This window comes from Pseudomonas sp. AC463, from assembly GCF_979253585.1.
Genome location: NZ_CEEDDZ010000014.1, coordinates 96,712 through 114,772 on the forward strand (window position 1 = coordinate 96,712; position 18,061 = coordinate 114,772).

Consider the following 18,061-nt stretch of genomic DNA (forward strand, 5'->3'; position numbering starts at 1 on the left):
AAAACTGCGTTATGTCCATTCATGATCAGCTAACAGGCCTTCCACTTGGCTCAGCAGAGCCGTCGCGCTACCCATCAACTGCCCCAACATCGCGTCGTCTTCATCCATATACCCCTCATATTCCGCCAGGTTCCGGCGCTCATGACACAGCGCCAATAGCCTCACTTCCACCTTGCTTGCGTTAGTGGTGTGAAGCAGGCATTGAAAAACCAGATAGCGTTTGTCAGAGCGGTAGCCTCGCAGGCGCAAGGCCGTGAGGGCGATGGCATGGGCGGCGTTGTAAGCCAGGTCGAAACGGCTGGCGAACGATAGTTGTGAATTACCCGCATCCCTCAAGCGGTCCCGGGCTGAACGCATCAGCCCATCACATTCCTTGCGATCCGCAGGCTCAGTCTTCAGGCCGCCACTACGTTGCAGATTCTCCAAGTTTACCTTGTTGTCCATCCGTGGATTCCAGGGGGTTGGCCCCCATCAGGTTGATCTTGTCCTGCTGCACGACCCGCTGCACAAAACTGTTCCCGGCATTCCATTTGCCGATCCAGTCTGCCGGGGTGTAAAGCGTCGGGTTGATGGTGCGGCCCAGTTGCTCTTCCAGCGGCATGAGCTGCTCCATGACTTCACTGTAGTTGAGGCTTTCGCCGATCAGCATCAGATCTATGTCACTGGATGAGTGCGCCTCGCCCTTGGCAATGGAGCCGTAGATAAAAGCCCAAGTCAGCTGCGCGGCGAAGGGTGCCAGTGCAGTGCGCAAGGGTTCATCCAGGCTCAGCGTCTTGCGCACGATGGCCAGCAATTCCGAGTAGATCGGGCATTCAGGGTTGGCTTGATAGTGGATCTGGTTGCCCTGACGGCTCATGGTCAAGATGCCCGCCAACTGCAACCGCTCCAGCTCGCGTGTGAGGCTGCCTTTTCCCACTTGAGCCCAGCGTGCGATTTCATTGGTGAAGAAGCTCTGCTCGGGCTTGGCAAACAGCAAGCCCAGGACTTTTTGCTGGGTGACTGTGAAGAGCGCAGTGCTGAGGGGCAAGGTGTGCATGGCGATGGCCGATAAGTCCCAAAAAGGGAACGATAGGTCCCTTTTTGGGAACGATCAAGTTTTAAGGCGCCGGCGCGGGGGAAATCTGTTCGAGCGCTCTATCCACCAGTAACTGCCCCAACTCCGCCATTTGCTGGATCCCAAGCATGATTGCGCGCTGGGAGGTGTCCAGGTCGAAGGCTAGGTTGCAGGTGAGTGCGTTGAGGGAGGACAGGGTTTCGCTGGCGTTGACCAGCAGGGTTTCGCTGTCCTGATGAGGGTTTACGGTGAAGAGGGGCGGATTAGGGGTAGGTTTGATCATGATGAAACTCCTAAACAGTCAGTAAGGAGCGCCACCGTTCGCTTGCACGCAAATGAGGGTGGCGACCGTGCGCAGGTGTGCAAGACCGGGCCTGTTTAGGACACCCAGCAGGTCCGAAGACCTCCTGCGCGCAGCCGCCATAAAGCAGCGAGCACAAAAAACGCCCGTTGGTTGGCTGGGCGTTTGTACGCCTAAACAGTTTCGTCGGACTTGCACGTCCGTGTCACCGTTTTTTCCGATGACGGAACAAAGACTAGGCGCCCCGACTGCCCGCGACAAGTTCATGCACAGCCCAAAATCCTGCAGGAAAAATCCGAAGCGCCCTCAAAGCGTGTTCATCACAGAGAATATTCCGACAGGGTTTTCAGGTTGTTGCTCGGAACCGGCCTCTCTAGCCTTTTCGGTCCGAATCTCGGTACGAGCGGCCAGCATGAATTCAATCGCCAAACCCAGTATGGGTATGCACAACCCACCTCACCCCGGCGAAATCCTGCTTGAGGATGTGGTCCCTGCCTTGGGCATCACCATCACCGAAATGGCACGACGCCTTGGTTTCGCCCGTGAGACTTTTTCAAGGATTTTGCATGGCCGTGCACCGGTCAGCCCGGATCTGGCCGTGAGGCTTGAACGGGCTGGCGTGAGTACTGCGCGGCTATGGCTGTCGATGCAAAGTGCCTATGACTTGTGGCAGGCCGAGCATCGGGAGCAGCCGGTGATTGAGCGGTTTGCGCGGATTGATTGAGGCACGAATCAGTGTGGGAGGGGGCAAGCCCCCTCCCACACTGGATTTTTGCAAGGCTTAGGATCAGGCCAGGCCGGACTCTACCAGCAGGGCTTCGAGCCCCATGAGGTCGGGCACCTTCGCCACATGCTCGCCCACTTGCACCGCCGCCAGTTCCAGCGGGCACAGCGGCACGTCCACGTAGCTCAATTCGCTGTCGAGCTTGTACGAGCGGGGAATGCCCTGGATCACCAGCGCAATGAACTTCAAGGTCGGGCGGCCGCCCAGCGCATTCAATACCACGATCCGCGAGCGCTCGCCGGTGACGCTGGCTTCGCCGCAGGCGGCTTCGAAGCTGACCAGCGGGATTTGCCAATCGCGCCAGGTCACTTGCCGCAAATACCACGGCGGGGCATCGCTGGCCGGTTCGCCGCGTTGAAAGTCGATCAACTCGGCCACGGCGACGTTGGGCAATACCAGGTGACGATCAGCCAGGGGCAGCAGCAAGCCGGTGAGTTGGCTGGTGCGGTGGTCAAGCATGGGACTTGCTCCAATAGGCGATGCTGTCCAGCAGCACCGACTCCTGGTACGGCTTGCCCAGGTATTCGTTGACGCCGATGGCCATGGCGCGGTCGCGGTGTTTCTGGCCGGTGCGCGAGGTGATCATGATGATCGGCAGGCGCATCAGCCGGGGGTCGTTGCGCACTTGGGTGGCCACTTCAAAGCCGTCCATGCGCGGCATTTCGATGTCGAGCAGCATCAGGTCCGGCGTGTGTTCTTCGAGCACGGCGATGGCGTCGATGCCGTCTTTGGCGGTGAGCACGTTCATGCCGTTGCGCTCCAGCAGGCGACTGGTGACTTTGCGCACGGTCACCGAGTCGTCGACCACCAGCACCAGCAACGGGCGCTTTTTCAGTGGGTCGTTGAGGATCAACGGCGCGTCGACCCGCTGCGCCGGCAAGGCCGGTTGGCGCGCGCGAATATGCGCGAGCAGGTCAATGATCAATACCACGCGGCCATCGCCGAGGATGGTCGCCCCGGACAAACCCTGCACTCCGGCAAACTGCGGGCCCAGGCCCTTGACCACGATCTCCCGCGTGCCGGCCATGGCATCCACATGGATCGCCACGCGCCGCTCGTTGCATTGCACCAGCAGCACCGGTACGGGTTGGTATTGACCCAATAATCTAGGCCGACCGACGGTGTGCAGCAGGTCGCCCAGGTAAAACAATTCGTAGCGCTGGCCGGCGTATTCATAGCGCGGCGGGTCTTGCTGATAGTGCCCGGCCAGCTCATGGGGCAGCACGCGCACCAGGCCTTCGATGGTGTTGAGCGGGATCGCGTATTGGTCGTCCGCGCATTGCACCATCAGCGCGCGGTTGACCGACACGGTGAACGGCAGGCGAATACGAAAGTGCACGCCCTCCCCCGGCGTCGACTCAATAAACATCGAGCCGCCGAGCTGGCGCACTTCTTCATGCACCACGTCCATGCCCACGCCGCGCCCGGAAATCTGGGTGATTTTTTCTGCGGTGGAAAAGCCCGGCTGCAGGATGAATTGCAACACGTCGCGGTCGCTGATCTCCTGCTCAGGCGCGAGCAGCCCGCGCTTGATCGCCTTGCGCCGCACGGCATCGAGGGGCACGCCGGCGCCGTCGTCGCGCATGTCGAAGACGATATCGCCGCCTTCGTGGGTCAGGTCCAGGCTGATGCGGCCCTTCTCGGGTTTGCCCGCCGCCAACCGCGCTTCGCGGGATTCCAGGCCATGGTCGACGGCGTTGCGCAGCATATGTTCGAGTGGCGCCGCCATGCGTTCGAGCACGTTGCGGTCCATCTCGCCCTCGGCATTGCCAACGATGAATTCCACGTCCTTGCCCAGCTCCTGCGCCACCTGGCGCACGATGCGTTTAAGCCGTGGCAGCATGCGTTCAAACGGCACCATGCGCGTGCGCATCAGGCCTTCCTGCAGCTCGGTGTTGATGCGCGCCTGTTGCTGCAACAGGTCGTGGGCGTCCTGATTGCGACGGTCGAGGGTGTCCTTGAGGTCGAGCAGGTCGGAGACCGATTCGGACAGCGCGCGGGACAGCTGCTGCAACTGCGAATGGCGGTCCATTTCCAGCGGGTCGAATTCTTCATAACCCAGGCGCTCGGCCTCGGCCTGCTGGCGGCTGAGGATGCGGCCCTGGGTTTCGGTATCGAGACGGCGCAGTTGGTCGCGCATCCGCTCGATGGTGGTTTCCACCTCGGTGAGGGCGATGCGCGCGTCGTTGACCTGCTGTTCGATACGCCCGCGGAAGATCGAGGTTTCGCCGGCCAGGTTGACCAGGTCATCGAGCAAGTCGGCGGAGATTTTCACCATGTCGGCGGCAGGGTCCACCGCCGCTTCAGCCTTGCCCGCCGGCAGGGCCACCGGCGCTACAGGCTCTGCGCTGGGATGCACCAGGCTTTTGATGCGCTCGATCAGCTTGTCCACCGAGCCCACCGGCAGGCCATCGGCTACCGCGTCGATCATCTGCGCCAGGCGGTCATGGCAACCTTGCAGCAGGGCAAACAGCTCGGCGGACGGCGCGAGCAAGCCGGCGGATAAACCTTCGTAGAGAAATTCCAACTCATGGGCCAGGTCGCCAATCGGCCCGATCTCGACCATGCGCGCGCCACCCTTGAGGGTGTGCAGGTCGCGCAGCAAGGTTTCGACTTCCTGGCGATTGTTCGGCTCGGCCTGCCAGCGCAGAAGTGCGGCGCCGGAGCTGTCGAGAATATCGGCGGCTTCTTCGAGGAAGATATCCAGCAACTCAGGGTCGGCGCCCGAGGCTGGCGGTGCGGCAACCGGCGCGGCCGGCGTGCTGCTCTGGCGCAACGCGCGCAGCTTGGCGACCAGCTCGGCGCTGTCGCTCAGGGGCTGGTGGTGTTGCAGTTCTTCCAGTTGCAGAGCCAGCCGTTCGTGGCTGGCCATCAGCACTTGGGACAGCTCCGTGGAGTAGCTGTAACGGCGGTCTACCAGGCCTTCATAAAGGCATTCCAGCTCATGGGCCAGGTCGCCCACCGGGCCGATTTCGGCCATGCGCGCGCCGCCCTTGAGGGTGTGCAAATCGCGCTGCAGTGACGACAACGGCGCCGCGTTCTCGGGCTCCAGCAACCAGCGCTTGAGGGACTGGCCGGCGCTGTCGAGGATATCAACTGCTTCTTCGAGGAAGATCTCGACGATCTCGTCGTCCATGCTCGTTTCCTGGTCCAACTGCGCGGTGGCGGCGCCCAGTTCCGAGATACTCAGCGCGCGGCTGCCATCGCTTTTGATCAGGCCGGTGGCCGACGGGTCGAGGGCTTCATCCAGCAGCTCGCGCAGTGCCTCGACGCGTGCCGGCGCCGGGTTGATTTCCTGCCCGGCAGCCAGTTGGTCGAGCATGCTGATCAGCGCTTCATGGGCCTGCTCGGCCTCATGGAAAAACTGCTCGCTGACCGCCAGGCTGCTTTCTTCCACGGCGCCATACAGGTCTAGCAGGGCTTCACAGAGTTCATCGATGGGGTGCAGGTCGGCGATGTGCGCGCCCTCCCCCAGGGTGGTCAATTCATCCAGCAGCGCGGTGAGTTCCTGGCGCTCGCCGGGGTGTTGCTGCCAGCGGCGCAACAGGCTTTCGGCGTCGAGCAGGATGTCCATGCCCTGGGCCAGGAAGTTGGTGATCAGCTGCGGGTCACGCTTGATGCGCAGGCCGGTGGTCGGCGCGTCGAGCATGGCTTGCAACTGATGATCGAGCAGGGCCTGGGTGCGGCCGATCAAGTCCGCCGCGCCTTTTATCGGCACCAGCGGGTCGCTGTCCAACTGGCGCAGCCCACGCTGGAACAAGGCCTCGGCCTCCAGCAGCAACTCCACTTCGTCCAGGTCCAGCGGCAGGCGATGGGCCTTGTACTCGCGAGTCAGGTGGTCCAGCGGGCGCGCCAGTTCGGCGATCGGCAACACGCCGGCCATATACGCGCTGCCCTTGAGGGTGTGCAGGGCGCGTTGCAGTTCATCGCTGACTTGCAGCGGCACGTGTTCGGCGGCCTGTTGCAGGAAGTGGTTGAGGCTGTCCAGATGGCTCTGGGCTTCGTTGCGAAAGATCTCCAGCAGCATCGGGTCATGGGGTTCGGCGGCCGCTGTGCCGCTGGCCAGGGCGTGGGCACGGGCGGCCAGGGCGTCGACTTCATCGCGCTGGCGTTGGTCGTCGATGGCGAAATCGGCGATCAGCTCCGGCAGCAGCGCGACGGCCTCGTCCAGCACCTGCTGCACCTCGGCGCCGAGGGCGACGCTGCGTTCCAGCACACGGTTGAGCAGGTTTTCCACAGCCCAGGCCAGCTCGGCCAGCACCAGGGCGCGGACCATGCGGCCACTGCCCTTGAGGGTGTGGAAGGCGCGGCGCATTTCGCCCTGGGCAGTTTTGTCGGCGCTGTTGGGCAGGTGGCGGTGCAGCACCTCCAGCACTTCGTCGGTTTCTTCGAGGAAGACTTCGCGCAGTTCGTCGTCGATGGGTTCTTCATCGGCCGGCGGCGGCAGCAGGCTGCCGGGGCGCTGCAACGCGGGCGGGTTGAGGCGCGAGGTGGGGCTGGCCAGTGCGTCGAATTGGGATTGGCTCGGCGCTTCTTCGGTGGCGAGTGCACCGTCCGGCGCTACCAGGGCCTGGCGCCAGGGTTTCTCGGCAGGCAGGTAGCCGAGCGCGGCCAGGCCTTGGGTCGCCAATTCCAGCACCCGTTCGCCGGCGGCGTCGGGGTCCTGGAGCATGCGTTCCAGGTAGTACTCCAGGCTGCTGATCACGTCGGCGAAATGCGCCAGCTGCGCCTCGGAGGGCGGGCTGTCGTGGCTCATCATCTGTTCGTCGACATAATCGGTGCAACCGCGCATCAGGCTCGCGGCGCGGGGCAGCGGAATCATCGCGAGGGCGCCGCGCACCTGGCTCAGCAGCTCCGGCAGGGATTCCAGGCGCTGGCGGTCCCAGTCGGCTTCGATGCAATCGATCACCAGTTCCTTGGCCTGGCGCAGGCACTGGCAGGATTCGCGGATCACCAGTTGGTGGATCTGGGTTAAATCCGTGGTGGGCAGGCGGCTCTCTTCGCGGCTTTCCGGCTCGACGGTGCCGACCATGCCGGCCAGGGTCGCCTCGACGTAGAGCAAGGCGCCAGCAACGTCCATCAACACCGCGTCATTCGGCTCGCGTTGGCCCTGGGCCAGGCTCAGCACCACGGCGAGCTGGTCGATGATGACTTTGCGCGGCTGGCCGAACCCCAATACCGCCAGGGTATCGGCAATCTGCCGCAGCGGCGCGAGCAAGGCGTCGAGGTCGCTGGTGTGTTGGCGGTCGCTGCGCACGAACAGGTCGAGGCGCTCTTTAACCCGCACCAGTTCTTCACACAACGCACCCAATACCGAGCCCATGGCATTGCGGTCCGGCCCGGCCAGGCGCGCGCGTTCGGCATCGACCACGGCGCTGTCGGGCAGGGCTTCGTCCAGGCCATAGCGTTCCTTGAGGCTTTGCATGCGCGGCGTCGGCCGGGTGACTTTGGCGACGTAGAACAGCAGGCTCTTGAGCAGCTCATCCGGCGCCGACTGGTTGATGCCGCCAATGCCTTGGGCCAGCAGGCGTTTGAGTTGCTTGTCGCTGGCCTTGAGCAGGCTGCGCAGCGCCGGGCTGTTGGCGATGACGCCGGTGAGCATGCCCTCGACCAGCGCCGAGGTGACTTGCCACAAGGGCAGCAGTGGCGCGCCCTGGCACAGGGCTTCGAGGCGCGCGAAGACCCGCGCCATGTCTTCCAGGTTGCTCGGGCCGTGGTCTTCGCGCAGCAACCCGGCCAGGGCCTGTTGCAGCAGTTGGTGCCATTGCAGCAGTTGTTCGTGCAGGTCGGGCTGCGCGCGTTGCGCCAAGGCCTCATCCGGCAAGGGAGCAATCGACAGCAGTTGCGGGCTGAACAGGCTGGTTTCCGACAACAGGCTTTCGCCACGCGCACTGCGCAGGTCGTTGAGCAGCGGCAACACCACCAACGGCAGGTCACGGCGCGCGCTGTGGATGCGGTCCAGGTACAGCGGCAATTGGCCGAGAGCCTGTTGCAGCAGGCGAATGCTTTCGTCGCGCTGGCTGACTTGCCCGGCCTGGAGCGCCAGGGCCAGTTCTTCGATCTCTTCGGCGAGCAGCGCCGCGCCGTAGAACTCGACCATTTGCAGCGCGCCATGCACCTGGTGGATGCCGGCCAGGCACTCGCCGAGCGCATCGCCGTCGGCGGTTTCGACAAACGCATCCAGCGCCGAACGGGCCTGTTTCAGGGTGTCGGCAATGTCGCCCTTGACCCATTCGAGGGCCACGTAGTCGTGCCGGTCAACCATAACTGCTCCGCTTAGAATTCGTGGGTTGCTTGGATCTCAAAAGCCAATGGAGATCTAGTGTGGGAGGGGGCTTGCCCCCTCCCACATTTGGAATGCATTTCAATCATCTGCCTGTTTGGGTGGCGGGAGGGTGAAGCCCGACACCGACCTGCGCAACTGGCTGGCCATTTTCGCCAGATTGCCGATGCTCTCCGCCGTGGCGGTGGAGCCAGACGACGTCTGCGTGGTGATCTGCTGAATCACGTTCATGGTCAACGAAATCTGCCCCGCCGACGACGTCTGCTGCTGCGCCGCATTGGAGATGCTCTGGATCAGCGCCGCCAAGGTTTTCGATACGCCTTCGATCTCTTCCAGCGCCACCCCGGCGTCCTGGGCCAGCCGCGCACCGCGCACCACTTCGGTGGTGGTCTGCTCCATGGAAATAACGGCTTCGTTGGTGTCGGCCTGGATCGCGCGCACCAGGGTTTCGATCTGCCGCGTGGCTGCCGACGAGCGCTCGGCCAGCCGCTGCACTTCATCGGCCACCACCGCAAAACCGCGCCCGGCATCCCCGGCCATGCTCGCCTGGATCGCGGCGTTGAGGGCGAGGATGTTGGTCTGGTCGGCAATGTCGTCGATCAGGCTGACGATGTCGCCAATCTCCTGGGACGACTCGCCCAGGCGCTTGATGCGCTTGGCGGTGTCCTGGATCTGTTCGCGGATGTTGTCCATGCCATGGATGGTGTTGTGCACCACCTCGTTGCCCTTGTTGGCGATTTCCACCGAGCGCTCGGCCACGGCCGAGGACTCGGCGGCGTTGGCCGACACCTGGTCGATGGACTGGGCCATCTGGTTGATCGCCGTGGAGGCTTCGGCGATCTGCTGGGCCTGGTGCTCCGAGGCCTGGGCCAGGTGCATGGCGGTGGCCTGGGTGTCCTGCACCGCGCCGGCGACTTGCCCGGCGGTGAGGTTGATGGTGGCCACCAGGTCGCGCAGTTGGTCGACGGAATAGTTGATGGAGTCGGCGATGGTGCCGGTGAAGTCTTCGGTAACCGAGGCGGTCACGGTGAGGTCGCCGTCGGCCAGGTCTTCGATTTCATCCAGCAGGCGCATGATCGCGTTCTGGTTGCGCTCGTTCTTCTCGGCGGTCTCATGCAGCTGGCGATTGGTTTCGCGCACCATCACCAGGCCAATCAGGATGATCGAGGTCAGCGCCAGCAAGCCCAGCACGTAGCCGCCGATGGTGTCGAAGCTGCGCCCGCTGGCGAGGTTTTCAAAGCCGGTGGCCAGGTGCGAGGCTTCATCGAGCAGGGTTTGCGACAGGTTGAAAATATTGCTCGCCGAGGCGCGTACCTGGAACAGCTGCGGCGAGGTTTCGAGAATTTCATCCACCGAGCCGGACACAAACTCGAACAGCTCGGCGATTTCCGCCAGCCGCGCGCGGGCGTCGCGGTCTTCGACCTGGGTGATGCGCAGGCCCGGGTTGCCGTTGAGCATGCCGTTGAGCACCACGCCGAAGCGGTTGGCATCGCGGCCAAAGGCGTCGGCGGCCTGCACGGCGGTTTCGTCGCCGGCCAGCACGGTGTTCACCGCGCCCAAAATACGTTCGGCGAGCAACGACTGGCGTTGGGCCAGGGCCACCTGGCTGGCCGGGGCGCCGCGTTGCAGCAGGATGTCGACGACCTTTTCCGACTCCATCTGCAACTGCGGCACGGTTTCGGCCAGGGTTGCGGCCACTTGGTGCAGGGACAGCACGGTCTGCTCGCTGGCGAGAATCGCGTCGGTGTTTTTCAGCAACGCTTCCCAGTCGGTCTGCACCGCGCGCATTTCGGCGCGTACCGCGTTGGGCGCGGCGGGCAGGCCGGTTTCCTGGTCGCCTTTTTTCAGGTAGCCCCAGCGCTGGGCAAAGTCGTTGCGCGCATCGCCCAGCAGTTTGAACGCGGCGGCCTTGCCGGCGGCGGCTTCGGTGGCGTTCTTGGCAATGCGCTGGGACAGCACGCGCAGCTCACCGGCGTGGCCGATGTACTGTTTGTCGTAGGTGGACTGGGTGTTGAGGTACGCGAAGTTGGCGAACAACAGCATGATGAACACGATCAGCGCAATAAACAGCACGATGATCTGCGAGCGGCTGCGCGAGCCGGCCTGGGGTTTGGGCGTGGGGGCGGTGCTCATGCGGCAACATCCATGAAGCCTGGGGCCTGGGCCAGGGCGAAGGGGCTGAAGACCTGCCACAGCGGGTCGCCGTCGAACTGGCCCTGGATAAACGCCGCGCCGGGGTTGGCGCTGGCCAGCAGTGCGTCTTGTGCAAAATGTTGCATCCCCACCACCTCGTCCACCAGCAGCCCGACAAACAGGTCGTTATATTCCACCACCAGCACCCGCCGCTGCTTGCGCGGCTTGGACAATGGCATGCCGAGGAACCCGCCCAGGTCCATCACCGGCAGCAAGCGCCCGCGCAGGTTGGCCACGCCCTTGATCCAGGGTTTGACCCCGGGCATCAAGGTGCAGCGCGGCTCATGCAGGACTTCGGCGACTTCGCCCATGGGCGCTACGTACCAATGCTGCCCCAGGCGAAAGCCGATCCCGCTCCAGCGCTGCTGGCGGGTTTCCTGGGACGGCAGGTCGGCGGCCAGCAGGCGGCAGCGGCGGTCGATGTCCAGCAGCAGCTCGAAGGCGGTGTGCGACTCGGTCATGATCGCGTGCCGTCAGCCGGCCAGCACCTTGTTCAAGGTGGCGATCAGGGTGTCTTCATCCACCGGCTTGGTCAGGTAATCCTTGGCGCCCTGGCGCGCGCCCCAGATCTTGTCGGTTTCCTGGTCTTTGGTGGTGATGATGATGATCGGGATGCCGTTGGTTTCCGGCTCCTTGGACAGCTGGCGCGTGGCCTGGAAGCCATTGAGGCCCGGCATCACGATGTCCATCAGCACGGCGTCGGGTTTTTCCTGGCGGGCCAGGGCCACGCCGTCCGCGCCGTTTTCGGCTTTAAGGACCTGGTGGCCGTGCTTTTCGAGCATGCCGGTCAGTTTGTACATTTCAGTCGGCGAATCGTCGACGATCAGAACGCGTGCCATGGTTTTCCCCACTACATTGGTCGGCGCCGGCCCTTGTGAGGCGGCGTCAGTGTGCTTGTTCTACTGCGGCGAAGGCAGGCACGTAGGCCTTGATCGCACCCAGCAGTTCTTCCTTGCTGAAAGGCTTGGTCAAAAACTGATCGACGCCCACGATGCGCCCCTTGGCCTTGTCGAACAGGCCGTCCTTGGAGGACAGCATGATCACCGGGATCGACTTGAACGCCGGGTTGTTCTTCACCAGGGCGCAGGTCTGATAGCCATCCAGGCGCGGCATCATGATGTCGACAAAAATAATGTGCGGGTGATGATCAACAATCCGGGCCAGGGCATCGAAACCGTCGATGGCCGTGATGACATCGCACCCCGCGTTCTTCAACAGCGTCTCGGCGGTGCGGCGGATCGTCTTCGAATCGTCGATCACCATCACTCTCAAGGCGTTGGAATGCTGTTCCATATCTGCTCTACCATCGCCACAGCGAATCGGTTTTCGGTGTGTACTGCCTGATGTTGCACAGGATGAGCGCTAGAAGCCTTGGAATTCAAGGGCTGCTGCGCCGTGGCAGTCTTTTTAGCACAGTCTTGGGGTGCAATCTATCGAGGCACCCGCCAGGTGGTTTTTCCTTGACCCACAACAGCCACAGCGCCACTCTGACGCCACTTTTATGCGCCCTAATTTGCTAGAGGAAATCCCCCATGAGCGTTCGCGTCGGCATTGTCATGGACCCTATCGCCAGCATTTCCTATAAAAAGGACAGCTCGCTGGCCATGCTCCTGGCCGCCCAGGCCCGCGGCTGGACGTTGTTCTATATGGAGCAGCCGGATCTTTACCAGGGCGACGGCGAGGCCCGCGCACGCATGCGCCCGCTGCAGGTGTTTGCCAACCCTGAGAAGTGGTTCGAGCTTTCAGACGAGATCGACAGCCCGCTGAGCGATCTGGACGTGATCCTGATGCGCAAGGACCCGCCGTTCGACATGGAATTCGTCTACTCCACCTACCTGCTGGAGCAGGCCGAGCGCGCCGGCGTGCTGATCGTCAACAAGCCGCAGAGCCTGCGCGACTGCAACGAAAAGCTGTTCGCCACCCTGTTCCCACAGTGCACGCCGCCAACCGTGGTCAGCCGGCGCGCCGATGTGTTGCGTGAATTTGCCGCCAAGCACGGCGATGTGATCCTCAAGCCGCTGGACGGCATGGGCGGCACCTCGATTTTCCGTCATCGCGCCGGCGACCCGAACCTGTCGGTGATCCTCGAAACCCTGACCGTGCTGGGCACCCAGCAGATCATGGGCCAGGCGTACATTCCGGCGATCAAGGACGGCGACAAGCGCATCCTGATGATCGACGGCGAGCCGGTGGATTACTGCCTGGCGCGCATCCCGGCAGCCGGCGAAACCCGTGGCAACCTCGCGGCCGGTGGTCGTGGTGAAGCACGCCCGCTGACCGACAAGGATCGCTGGATCGCAGCTCAGGTCGGCCCGACCCTGCGGGAAAAAGGCCTGCTATTTGTAGGACTAGACGTAATTGGTGAGAACCTCACCGAAATCAACGTCACCAGCCCGACCTGTATCCGCGAGATCGACAACGCGTTTGGCACCAACATCGGCGAAATGCTGATGGCCGCCATTGAGCGCAAGCTACAAGCCAAGTGACATAGAACAGCCGGACACAAACCAACATTGCGTTATCATGCGCCACCTGTGAAACGCGCGATGTTGGTTTTCTTGTCATGACACTCCCGTCCGATCTGCCCCCCGAACTCTCCCACAGCGGCGTGCGCCCGGCTGATCGACTCGGTTTTACCCTGTTCCTGGCAGCACTGCTGCACCTCGCGTTGATCCTCGGCCTGGGCTTCACCATGGTCGAGCCCAAGCAAATCACCAAAACCCTGGAAATCACCCTCGCCACGTTCAAGAGTGAAAAAGCGCCCGAGCAGGCCGACTTTCTCGCCCAGGACAACCAGCAGGGCAGCGGCACCCTCGACAAGAAAGCGGTGCCCAAGACCACCGAAGTGGCGCCGTTCCAGGACAACAAGATCAATAAAGTCACGCCGCCGCCGGCGCCCAAGCCCGAGGTCAAGCAGCCAGCGCCCAAGGCCGCAGTTACCACCGTCGCGCCCAAGCCGCAAAAGGCCCCGACCCAGCGCGAAAAGACCAAGACCGAGCCGCAGCCCGAACCAGTGAAACCTGCGCCGACGTTCGACAGCTCAACGCTGTCCGACGAAATTTCCAGCCTGGAAGCCGAACTGGCCAACGAACAGCAGCTGTACGCCAAGCGCCCGCGCATCTACCGGCTGAACGCAGCCTCGACCATGCGCGACAAAGGCGCCTGGTATAAGGACGAGTGGCGCAAGAAGGTCGAGCGCATCGGCAACCTCAATTACCCGGACGAGGCCCGGCGCCAGCAGATCTACGGTAATTTGCGTCTATTGGTGTCGATCAACCGCGATGGTTCGCTCTATGAGATGCAGGTGCTGGAGTCCTCCGGCCAGCCATTGCTGGACCAGGCCGCCCAGCGCATCGTGCGCCTGGCTGCGCCTTTCGCGCCGTTTACCGGCGACCTGAACGACATCGACCGCCTGGAAATCATCCGCACCTGGAAGTTCGCCAAGGGCGATCGCTTGTCGAGCAATTGATGACAATTACCCCTTGCCACACATCCCCAGCTTGTCAGTTCGCCCCTCCAACGCCACACTAGCGGACATGAAAAATGTCAGCCCGACCTACCTCAAGCACCAATTCCTGATCGCCATGCCCCACATGGCCGACCCGAACTTTGCGCAGACCTTGACCTATATAGTCGAGCACACGGCCAATGGTGCCATGGGGCTGGTGGTGAACCGCCCGCAGGAGCTGAACCTGGCGGACATTCTTGAGCAGTTGCGCCCCGAAATCGACCCGCCGGCCCGCTGCCAGCACGTGCCGATCTACATCGGCGGGCCGGTGCAGACCGATCGCGGTTTTGTGCTGCACCCCACCGGGCCGAAGTTCCAGGCCACGGTCGACCTGGACGGCGTGTCACTGTCCACCTCCCAGGACGTGTTGTTCGCCATCGCCGACGGCGTAGGCCCCGAGCACAGCGTGATCACGCTCGGCTATGCCGGCTGGGACGCGGGCCAGCTGGAGGCGGAACTCGCCAGCAATGCCTGGCTGACGTGCCCGTTCGACGCCGACATCCTGTTCAACACCCCCAGTGAGCTGCGCCTGGAAGCGGCGGCGGCCAAGCTGCGGGTCAACCTCAGCCTGCTGACCAGCCAGGCGGGGCACGCCTGATGGCTTTGCGTCTGATCCTCGGGTTTGATTACGGCACCAAACAGATCGGCGTTGCGGTCGGCCAGGTCATCACCGGCCAGGCCCGCGAGCTGTGCACCCTCAAGGCCCAGAACGGCATACCGGACTGGAACCAGGTCGAGGCCCTGATCAAGGAGTGGAAGCCCGACGCCGTGGTGGTCGGCCTGCCGCTGAACATGGACGGTACCCCGAGCGACATGTGCCTGCGCGCCGAAAAATTCGCCCGTCGCCTCAATGGCCGCTACAACATCCCCTTCTATACCCACGACGAACGCCTGACCACCTTTGAAGCCAAGGGTGAGCGCCGCGACCGTGGCGGGCAGAAGGGCAGTTACCGCGACAACCCCGTGGACGCCATTGCCGCCGCCTTGTTGTTGCAGGGTTGGCTGGATGAAAACACCGCTTTATTTGAATCCTGACTGACGCGGCTTGCCGCGTCTTTTTACGTTTGAGCCCGGATCTTGCCTGCGCGAGACCTAGAAGGAGCACCCATGAGCCTGCCCAATCCCGCCGAACTGATCAGCCAGATGGCGACGAGCCTGACGGCCCACCTGCAACACCGCGCCATCAGCGAGCCACGTTTCATCGGCATTCGCACCGGCGGCGTGTGGGTGGCCCAGGCGTTGCTGGAAGCGCTGGGCAGCGAGTCGCCGCTGGGCACCCTGGACGTGTCCTTCTATCGCGACGACTTCAGCCAGAACGGCCTGCACCCGCAAGTGCAGCCTTCGGCGCTGCCGTTCGAAGTCGAAGGCCAGCACCTGGTGCTGATCGACGACGTGCTGATGAGCGGGCGCACCATCCGCGCCGCCATGAATGAACTGTTCGACTACGGCCGCCCGGCCAGCATCACGCTGGTCTGCCTGCTGGACCTGGACGCCGGCGAACTGCCGATCAGCCCGGATGTGGTCGGCGCCACCCTGTCGCTGCAACCCCAGCAACGGGTAAAATTGTCCGGTCCCACGCCGCTCGAACTCGAACTGCAAGACCTTGCCCTTTAAACCGCCTTGTAAAGAGTCCCCGCGATGACGCCTCTAGATGCCAAGCGCCCGCTGCAGCTCAATGCTCAGGGTCAGTTGCAACACTTCTTGTCCCTCGACGGTTTGCCCCGCGAACTGCTCACCGAAATCCTCGACACCGCCGACTCGTTTCTTGAAGTCGGTGGCCGCGCGGTTAAAAAGGTCCCGCTGCTGCGCGGCAAGACCATCTGCAACGTGTTCTTCGAGAACTCCACCCGCACCCGCACCACCTTTGAACTGGCGGCCCAGCGGCTGTCGGCCGACGTGATCACGCTGAACGTGTCGACCTCGTCGGCAAGCAAGGGCGAGACCCTGCTCGACACCCTGCGCAACCTCGAAGCGATGGCCGCCGACATGTTCGTGGTACGCCACGGCGACTCCGGCGCCGCGCACTTCATCGCCGAGCACGTGTGCCCGCAGGTGGCGATCATCAACGGCGGCGACGGCCGCCACGCCCACCCGACCCAGGGCATGCTCGACATGCTTACCATCCGTCGGCACAAGGGCAGCTTTGAAAACCTCTCGGTGGCCATCGTCGGCGACATCCTGCACTCGCGGGTAGCACGCTCGAACATGCTGGCCCTCAAGGCCCTCGGTTGCCCGGACATCCGCGTGATCGCACCAAAAACCCTGCTGCCGATCGGTATCGAGCAGTATGGCGTCAAGGTCTACACCGACATGGCCGCAGGCCTCAAGGACGTGGACGTGGTGATCATGCTGCGCCTGCAACGCGAGCGCATGGCCGGTGGCCTGCTGCCGAGCGAAGGTGAGTTCTACCGTCTGTTCGGCCTGACCACCGCGCGCCTGGCCGGCGCCAAGCCGGACGCCATCGTGATGCACCCGGGCCCGATAAATCGCGGGGTGGAGATTGAGTCGGCGGTGGCCGACGGCAACCAGTCGGTGATTCTCAACCAGGTGACCTACGGCATCGCCGTACGCATGGCGGTGATGTCCATGGCCATGAGCGGGCAAACCGCGCAACGTCAATTCGAGCAGGAGAACGCCCAGTGAAGCTCAGCATTCTTGGCGCTCGCGTTATCGACCCGGCCAGCGGCCTGGATCAAGTTACCGATCTGCATCTGGAAGCCGGCAAGATCATTGCCATCGGCGCCGCACCCGCAGGTTTCACCCCGACTGAAAGCATCGACGCCAAAGGCCTGGTGGCCGCGCCTGGCCTGGTCGACCTGAACGTCGCCCTGCGCGAGCCGGGCTATAGCCGCAAAGGCACCATCGCCAGCGAAACCCGCGCCGCGGCCGCCGGTGGCGTAACCAGCCTGTGCTGCCCGCCGCACACCAAGCCGATTCTCGACACCTCCGCGGTGACCGAGCTGATCCTCGACCGCGCCCGTGAAGCCGGCAATTGCAAAGTGTTCCCCATCGGCGCCCTGAGCAAAGGCCTGGGAGGCGAACAACTCGCCGAGCTGATCGCCCTGCGCGACGCCGGCTGCGTGGCCTTCGGCAACGGCCTGGAGAGTTTCCGCAGCACCCGCACGCTGTGCCGCGCCCTGGAATACGCGGCCACCTTCGACTTGACGGTGATCTTCCACTCCCAGGACCGCGACCTGGCCGAAGGCGGCCTGGCCCATGAAGGCGCCGTGGCCAGCTTCCTCGGCCTGCCGGGCATCCCGGAAACCGCCGAAACCGTGGCCCTGGCTCGCGACCTGTTGCTGGTGGAGCAGAGCGGCGTACGCGCGCACTTCAGCCAGCTCACCAGCGCACGCGGTGTGGCGCTGATCGCCCAGGCCCAGGCCCGTGGTTTGCCGGTGACGGCGGATGTGGCGCTGTATCAGTTGATTCTGACGGATGAGGCGTTGATCGACTTCTCCAGCCTCTACCACGTGCAGCCGCCGCTGCGTACTCTGGCCGACCGCGAGGGTTTGCGCGCGGCAGTCAAATCCGGAGTGGTGTCGGCGATTTCCAGCCATCACCAGCCCCACGAGCGCGATGCCAAGCTGGCGCCGTTTGGCGCGACAGAGCCGGGCATCAGCAGCGTGGAGCTGTTGCTGCCATTGGCGATGACCTTGGTGGAAGACGGTTTGCTCGACTTGCCGACCTTGCTGGCGCGCCTCAGCGCCGGCCCGGCCGATGCCTTGCGCCTGCCGGCGGGCAAATTGGCGGTGGGTGCGGCGGCGGACCTGGTGTTGTTTGACCCAGCCAGTTCGACGGTTGCCGGGGAGCGTTGGCTGTCGAAGGGTGAGAACTGCCCGTTCATCGGCCATAGCCTGCCGGCGACGGTGCGTTACACCTTGGTAGACGGCCGTATCAGCTACCAGGCCTAAAGCGGGCACAGTAAAAAATGTGGGAGG

At 63.5% G+C, this 18,061-nt stretch carries 17 protein-coding genes; 8 read left to right on the forward strand and 9 right to left on the reverse strand.

Annotated features, from left to right (window positions below):
* Nucleotides 1-9: 9 nt before the first annotated feature.
* From AC0IYH_RS18605 to AC0IYH_RS18615, 3 genes are all read right to left on the reverse strand, one after another.
* A complete protein-coding gene (locus tag AC0IYH_RS18605) occupies nucleotides 10-444 on the reverse strand; it encodes a hypothetical protein (protein ID WP_471835640.1) in 435 nt (144 codons plus the stop codon).
* Nucleotides 407-1,036 carry a nucleotidyltransferase domain-containing protein gene (locus AC0IYH_RS18610; protein ID WP_471835642.1) on the reverse strand — a complete coding sequence of 210 codons (630 nt, stop codon included), beginning with the start codon at nucleotides 1,034-1,036 and terminating at the stop codon, nucleotides 407-409. The genes AC0IYH_RS18605 and AC0IYH_RS18610 overlap by 38 nt, the downstream gene beginning before the upstream one ends.
* A gap of 61 nt (nucleotides 1,037-1,097) precedes the next feature.
* The gene (locus AC0IYH_RS18615) at nucleotides 1,098-1,337 is read right to left on the reverse strand and encodes a DUF6124 family protein (RefSeq protein ID WP_116626816.1); all 240 of its coding nucleotides are present in this window, start codon (nucleotides 1,335-1,337) and stop codon (nucleotides 1,098-1,100) included.
* Nucleotides 1,338-1,791: 454 nt separating this feature from the next.
* On the opposite strand from AC0IYH_RS18615, the gene AC0IYH_RS18620 reads away from it, so the two are divergent.
* Entirely contained in the window at nucleotides 1,792-2,079 is a 288-nt protein-coding gene (locus AC0IYH_RS18620; RefSeq protein WP_471835720.1) for a HigA family addiction module antitoxin, read from the forward strand.
* Nucleotides 2,080-2,142: 63 nt separating this feature from the next.
* On the opposite strand, the gene AC0IYH_RS18625 is transcribed toward AC0IYH_RS18620, so the two are convergent.
* The 6 genes from AC0IYH_RS18625 to pilG form a co-directional block, all read right to left on the reverse strand.
* Complete coding sequence (locus tag AC0IYH_RS18625; RefSeq protein WP_471835644.1) at nucleotides 2,143-2,598, reverse strand: chemotaxis protein CheW; 456 nt, start codon at nucleotides 2,596-2,598, stop codon at nucleotides 2,143-2,145.
* Nucleotides 2,591-8,404 (reverse strand): Hpt domain-containing protein, encoded by a 5,814-nt coding sequence (locus AC0IYH_RS18630; protein ID WP_471835646.1) that lies wholly within the window; start codon nucleotides 8,402-8,404, stop codon nucleotides 2,591-2,593. The genes AC0IYH_RS18625 and AC0IYH_RS18630 overlap by 8 nt, the downstream gene beginning before the upstream one ends.
* Nucleotides 8,405-8,503: 99 nt before the next feature.
* Nucleotides 8,504-10,555 carry a methyl-accepting chemotaxis protein gene (locus tag AC0IYH_RS18635; RefSeq protein WP_122774613.1) on the reverse strand — a complete coding sequence of 684 codons (2,052 nt, stop codon included), beginning with the start codon at nucleotides 10,553-10,555 and terminating at the stop codon, nucleotides 8,504-8,506.
* Entirely contained in the window at nucleotides 10,552-11,076 is a 525-nt protein-coding gene (locus AC0IYH_RS18640; RefSeq protein WP_471835648.1) for a chemotaxis protein CheW, read from the reverse strand. The genes AC0IYH_RS18635 and AC0IYH_RS18640 overlap by 4 nt, the downstream gene beginning before the upstream one ends.
* 12 nt (nucleotides 11,077-11,088) lie before the next feature.
* Nucleotides 11,089-11,454: a twitching motility response regulator PilH gene (gene pilH / locus AC0IYH_RS18645; protein WP_003234583.1), complete on the reverse strand. Its 366-nt coding sequence runs from the start codon at nucleotides 11,452-11,454 to the stop codon at nucleotides 11,089-11,091.
* A 46-nt stretch (nucleotides 11,455-11,500) separates the two neighbouring features.
* A complete protein-coding gene (pilG, locus tag AC0IYH_RS18650; RefSeq protein ID WP_016972942.1) occupies nucleotides 11,501-11,908 on the reverse strand; it encodes a twitching motility response regulator PilG in 408 nt (135 codons plus the stop codon).
* Nucleotides 11,909-12,147: 239 nt separating this feature from the next.
* Between pilG and gshB the strand changes: the two genes are divergently transcribed.
* From gshB to AC0IYH_RS18685, 7 genes are all read left to right on the forward strand, one after another.
* Nucleotides 12,148-13,101 (forward strand): glutathione synthase, encoded by a 954-nt coding sequence (gshB, locus tag AC0IYH_RS18655; RefSeq protein ID WP_116626821.1) that lies wholly within the window; start codon nucleotides 12,148-12,150, stop codon nucleotides 13,099-13,101.
* Between the two features lie 77 nt (nucleotides 13,102-13,178).
* Nucleotides 13,179-14,084, forward strand: a complete 906-nt coding sequence (locus AC0IYH_RS18660; protein WP_471835651.1) for an energy transducer TonB — start codon at nucleotides 13,179-13,181, stop codon at nucleotides 14,082-14,084.
* A gap of 67 nt (nucleotides 14,085-14,151) precedes the next feature.
* Nucleotides 14,152-14,721, forward strand: a complete 570-nt coding sequence (locus AC0IYH_RS18665) for a YqgE/AlgH family protein (protein WP_101273405.1) — start codon at nucleotides 14,152-14,154, stop codon at nucleotides 14,719-14,721.
* Nucleotides 14,721-15,158: a Holliday junction resolvase RuvX gene (ruvX, locus tag AC0IYH_RS18670; protein ID WP_003176676.1), complete on the forward strand. Its 438-nt coding sequence runs from the start codon at nucleotides 14,721-14,723 to the stop codon at nucleotides 15,156-15,158. Before AC0IYH_RS18665 ends, ruvX begins: the two co-directional genes overlap by 1 nt.
* Before the next feature lie 72 nt (nucleotides 15,159-15,230).
* On the forward strand, nucleotides 15,231-15,737 hold the full coding sequence (gene pyrR, locus AC0IYH_RS18675) for a bifunctional pyr operon transcriptional regulator/uracil phosphoribosyltransferase PyrR (protein ID WP_122774610.1): 507 nt from the start codon (nucleotides 15,231-15,233) through the stop codon (nucleotides 15,735-15,737).
* 24 nt (nucleotides 15,738-15,761) lie between these two features.
* Nucleotides 15,762-16,766, forward strand: a complete 1,005-nt coding sequence (locus AC0IYH_RS18680; RefSeq protein WP_116626823.1) for an aspartate carbamoyltransferase catalytic subunit — start codon at nucleotides 15,762-15,764, stop codon at nucleotides 16,764-16,766.
* On the forward strand, nucleotides 16,763-18,034 hold the full coding sequence (locus AC0IYH_RS18685) for a dihydroorotase (protein WP_471835654.1): 1,272 nt from the start codon (nucleotides 16,763-16,765) through the stop codon (nucleotides 18,032-18,034). Before AC0IYH_RS18680 ends, AC0IYH_RS18685 begins: the two co-directional genes overlap by 4 nt.
* The last annotated feature ends 27 nt before the right edge of the window (nucleotides 18,035-18,061 follow it).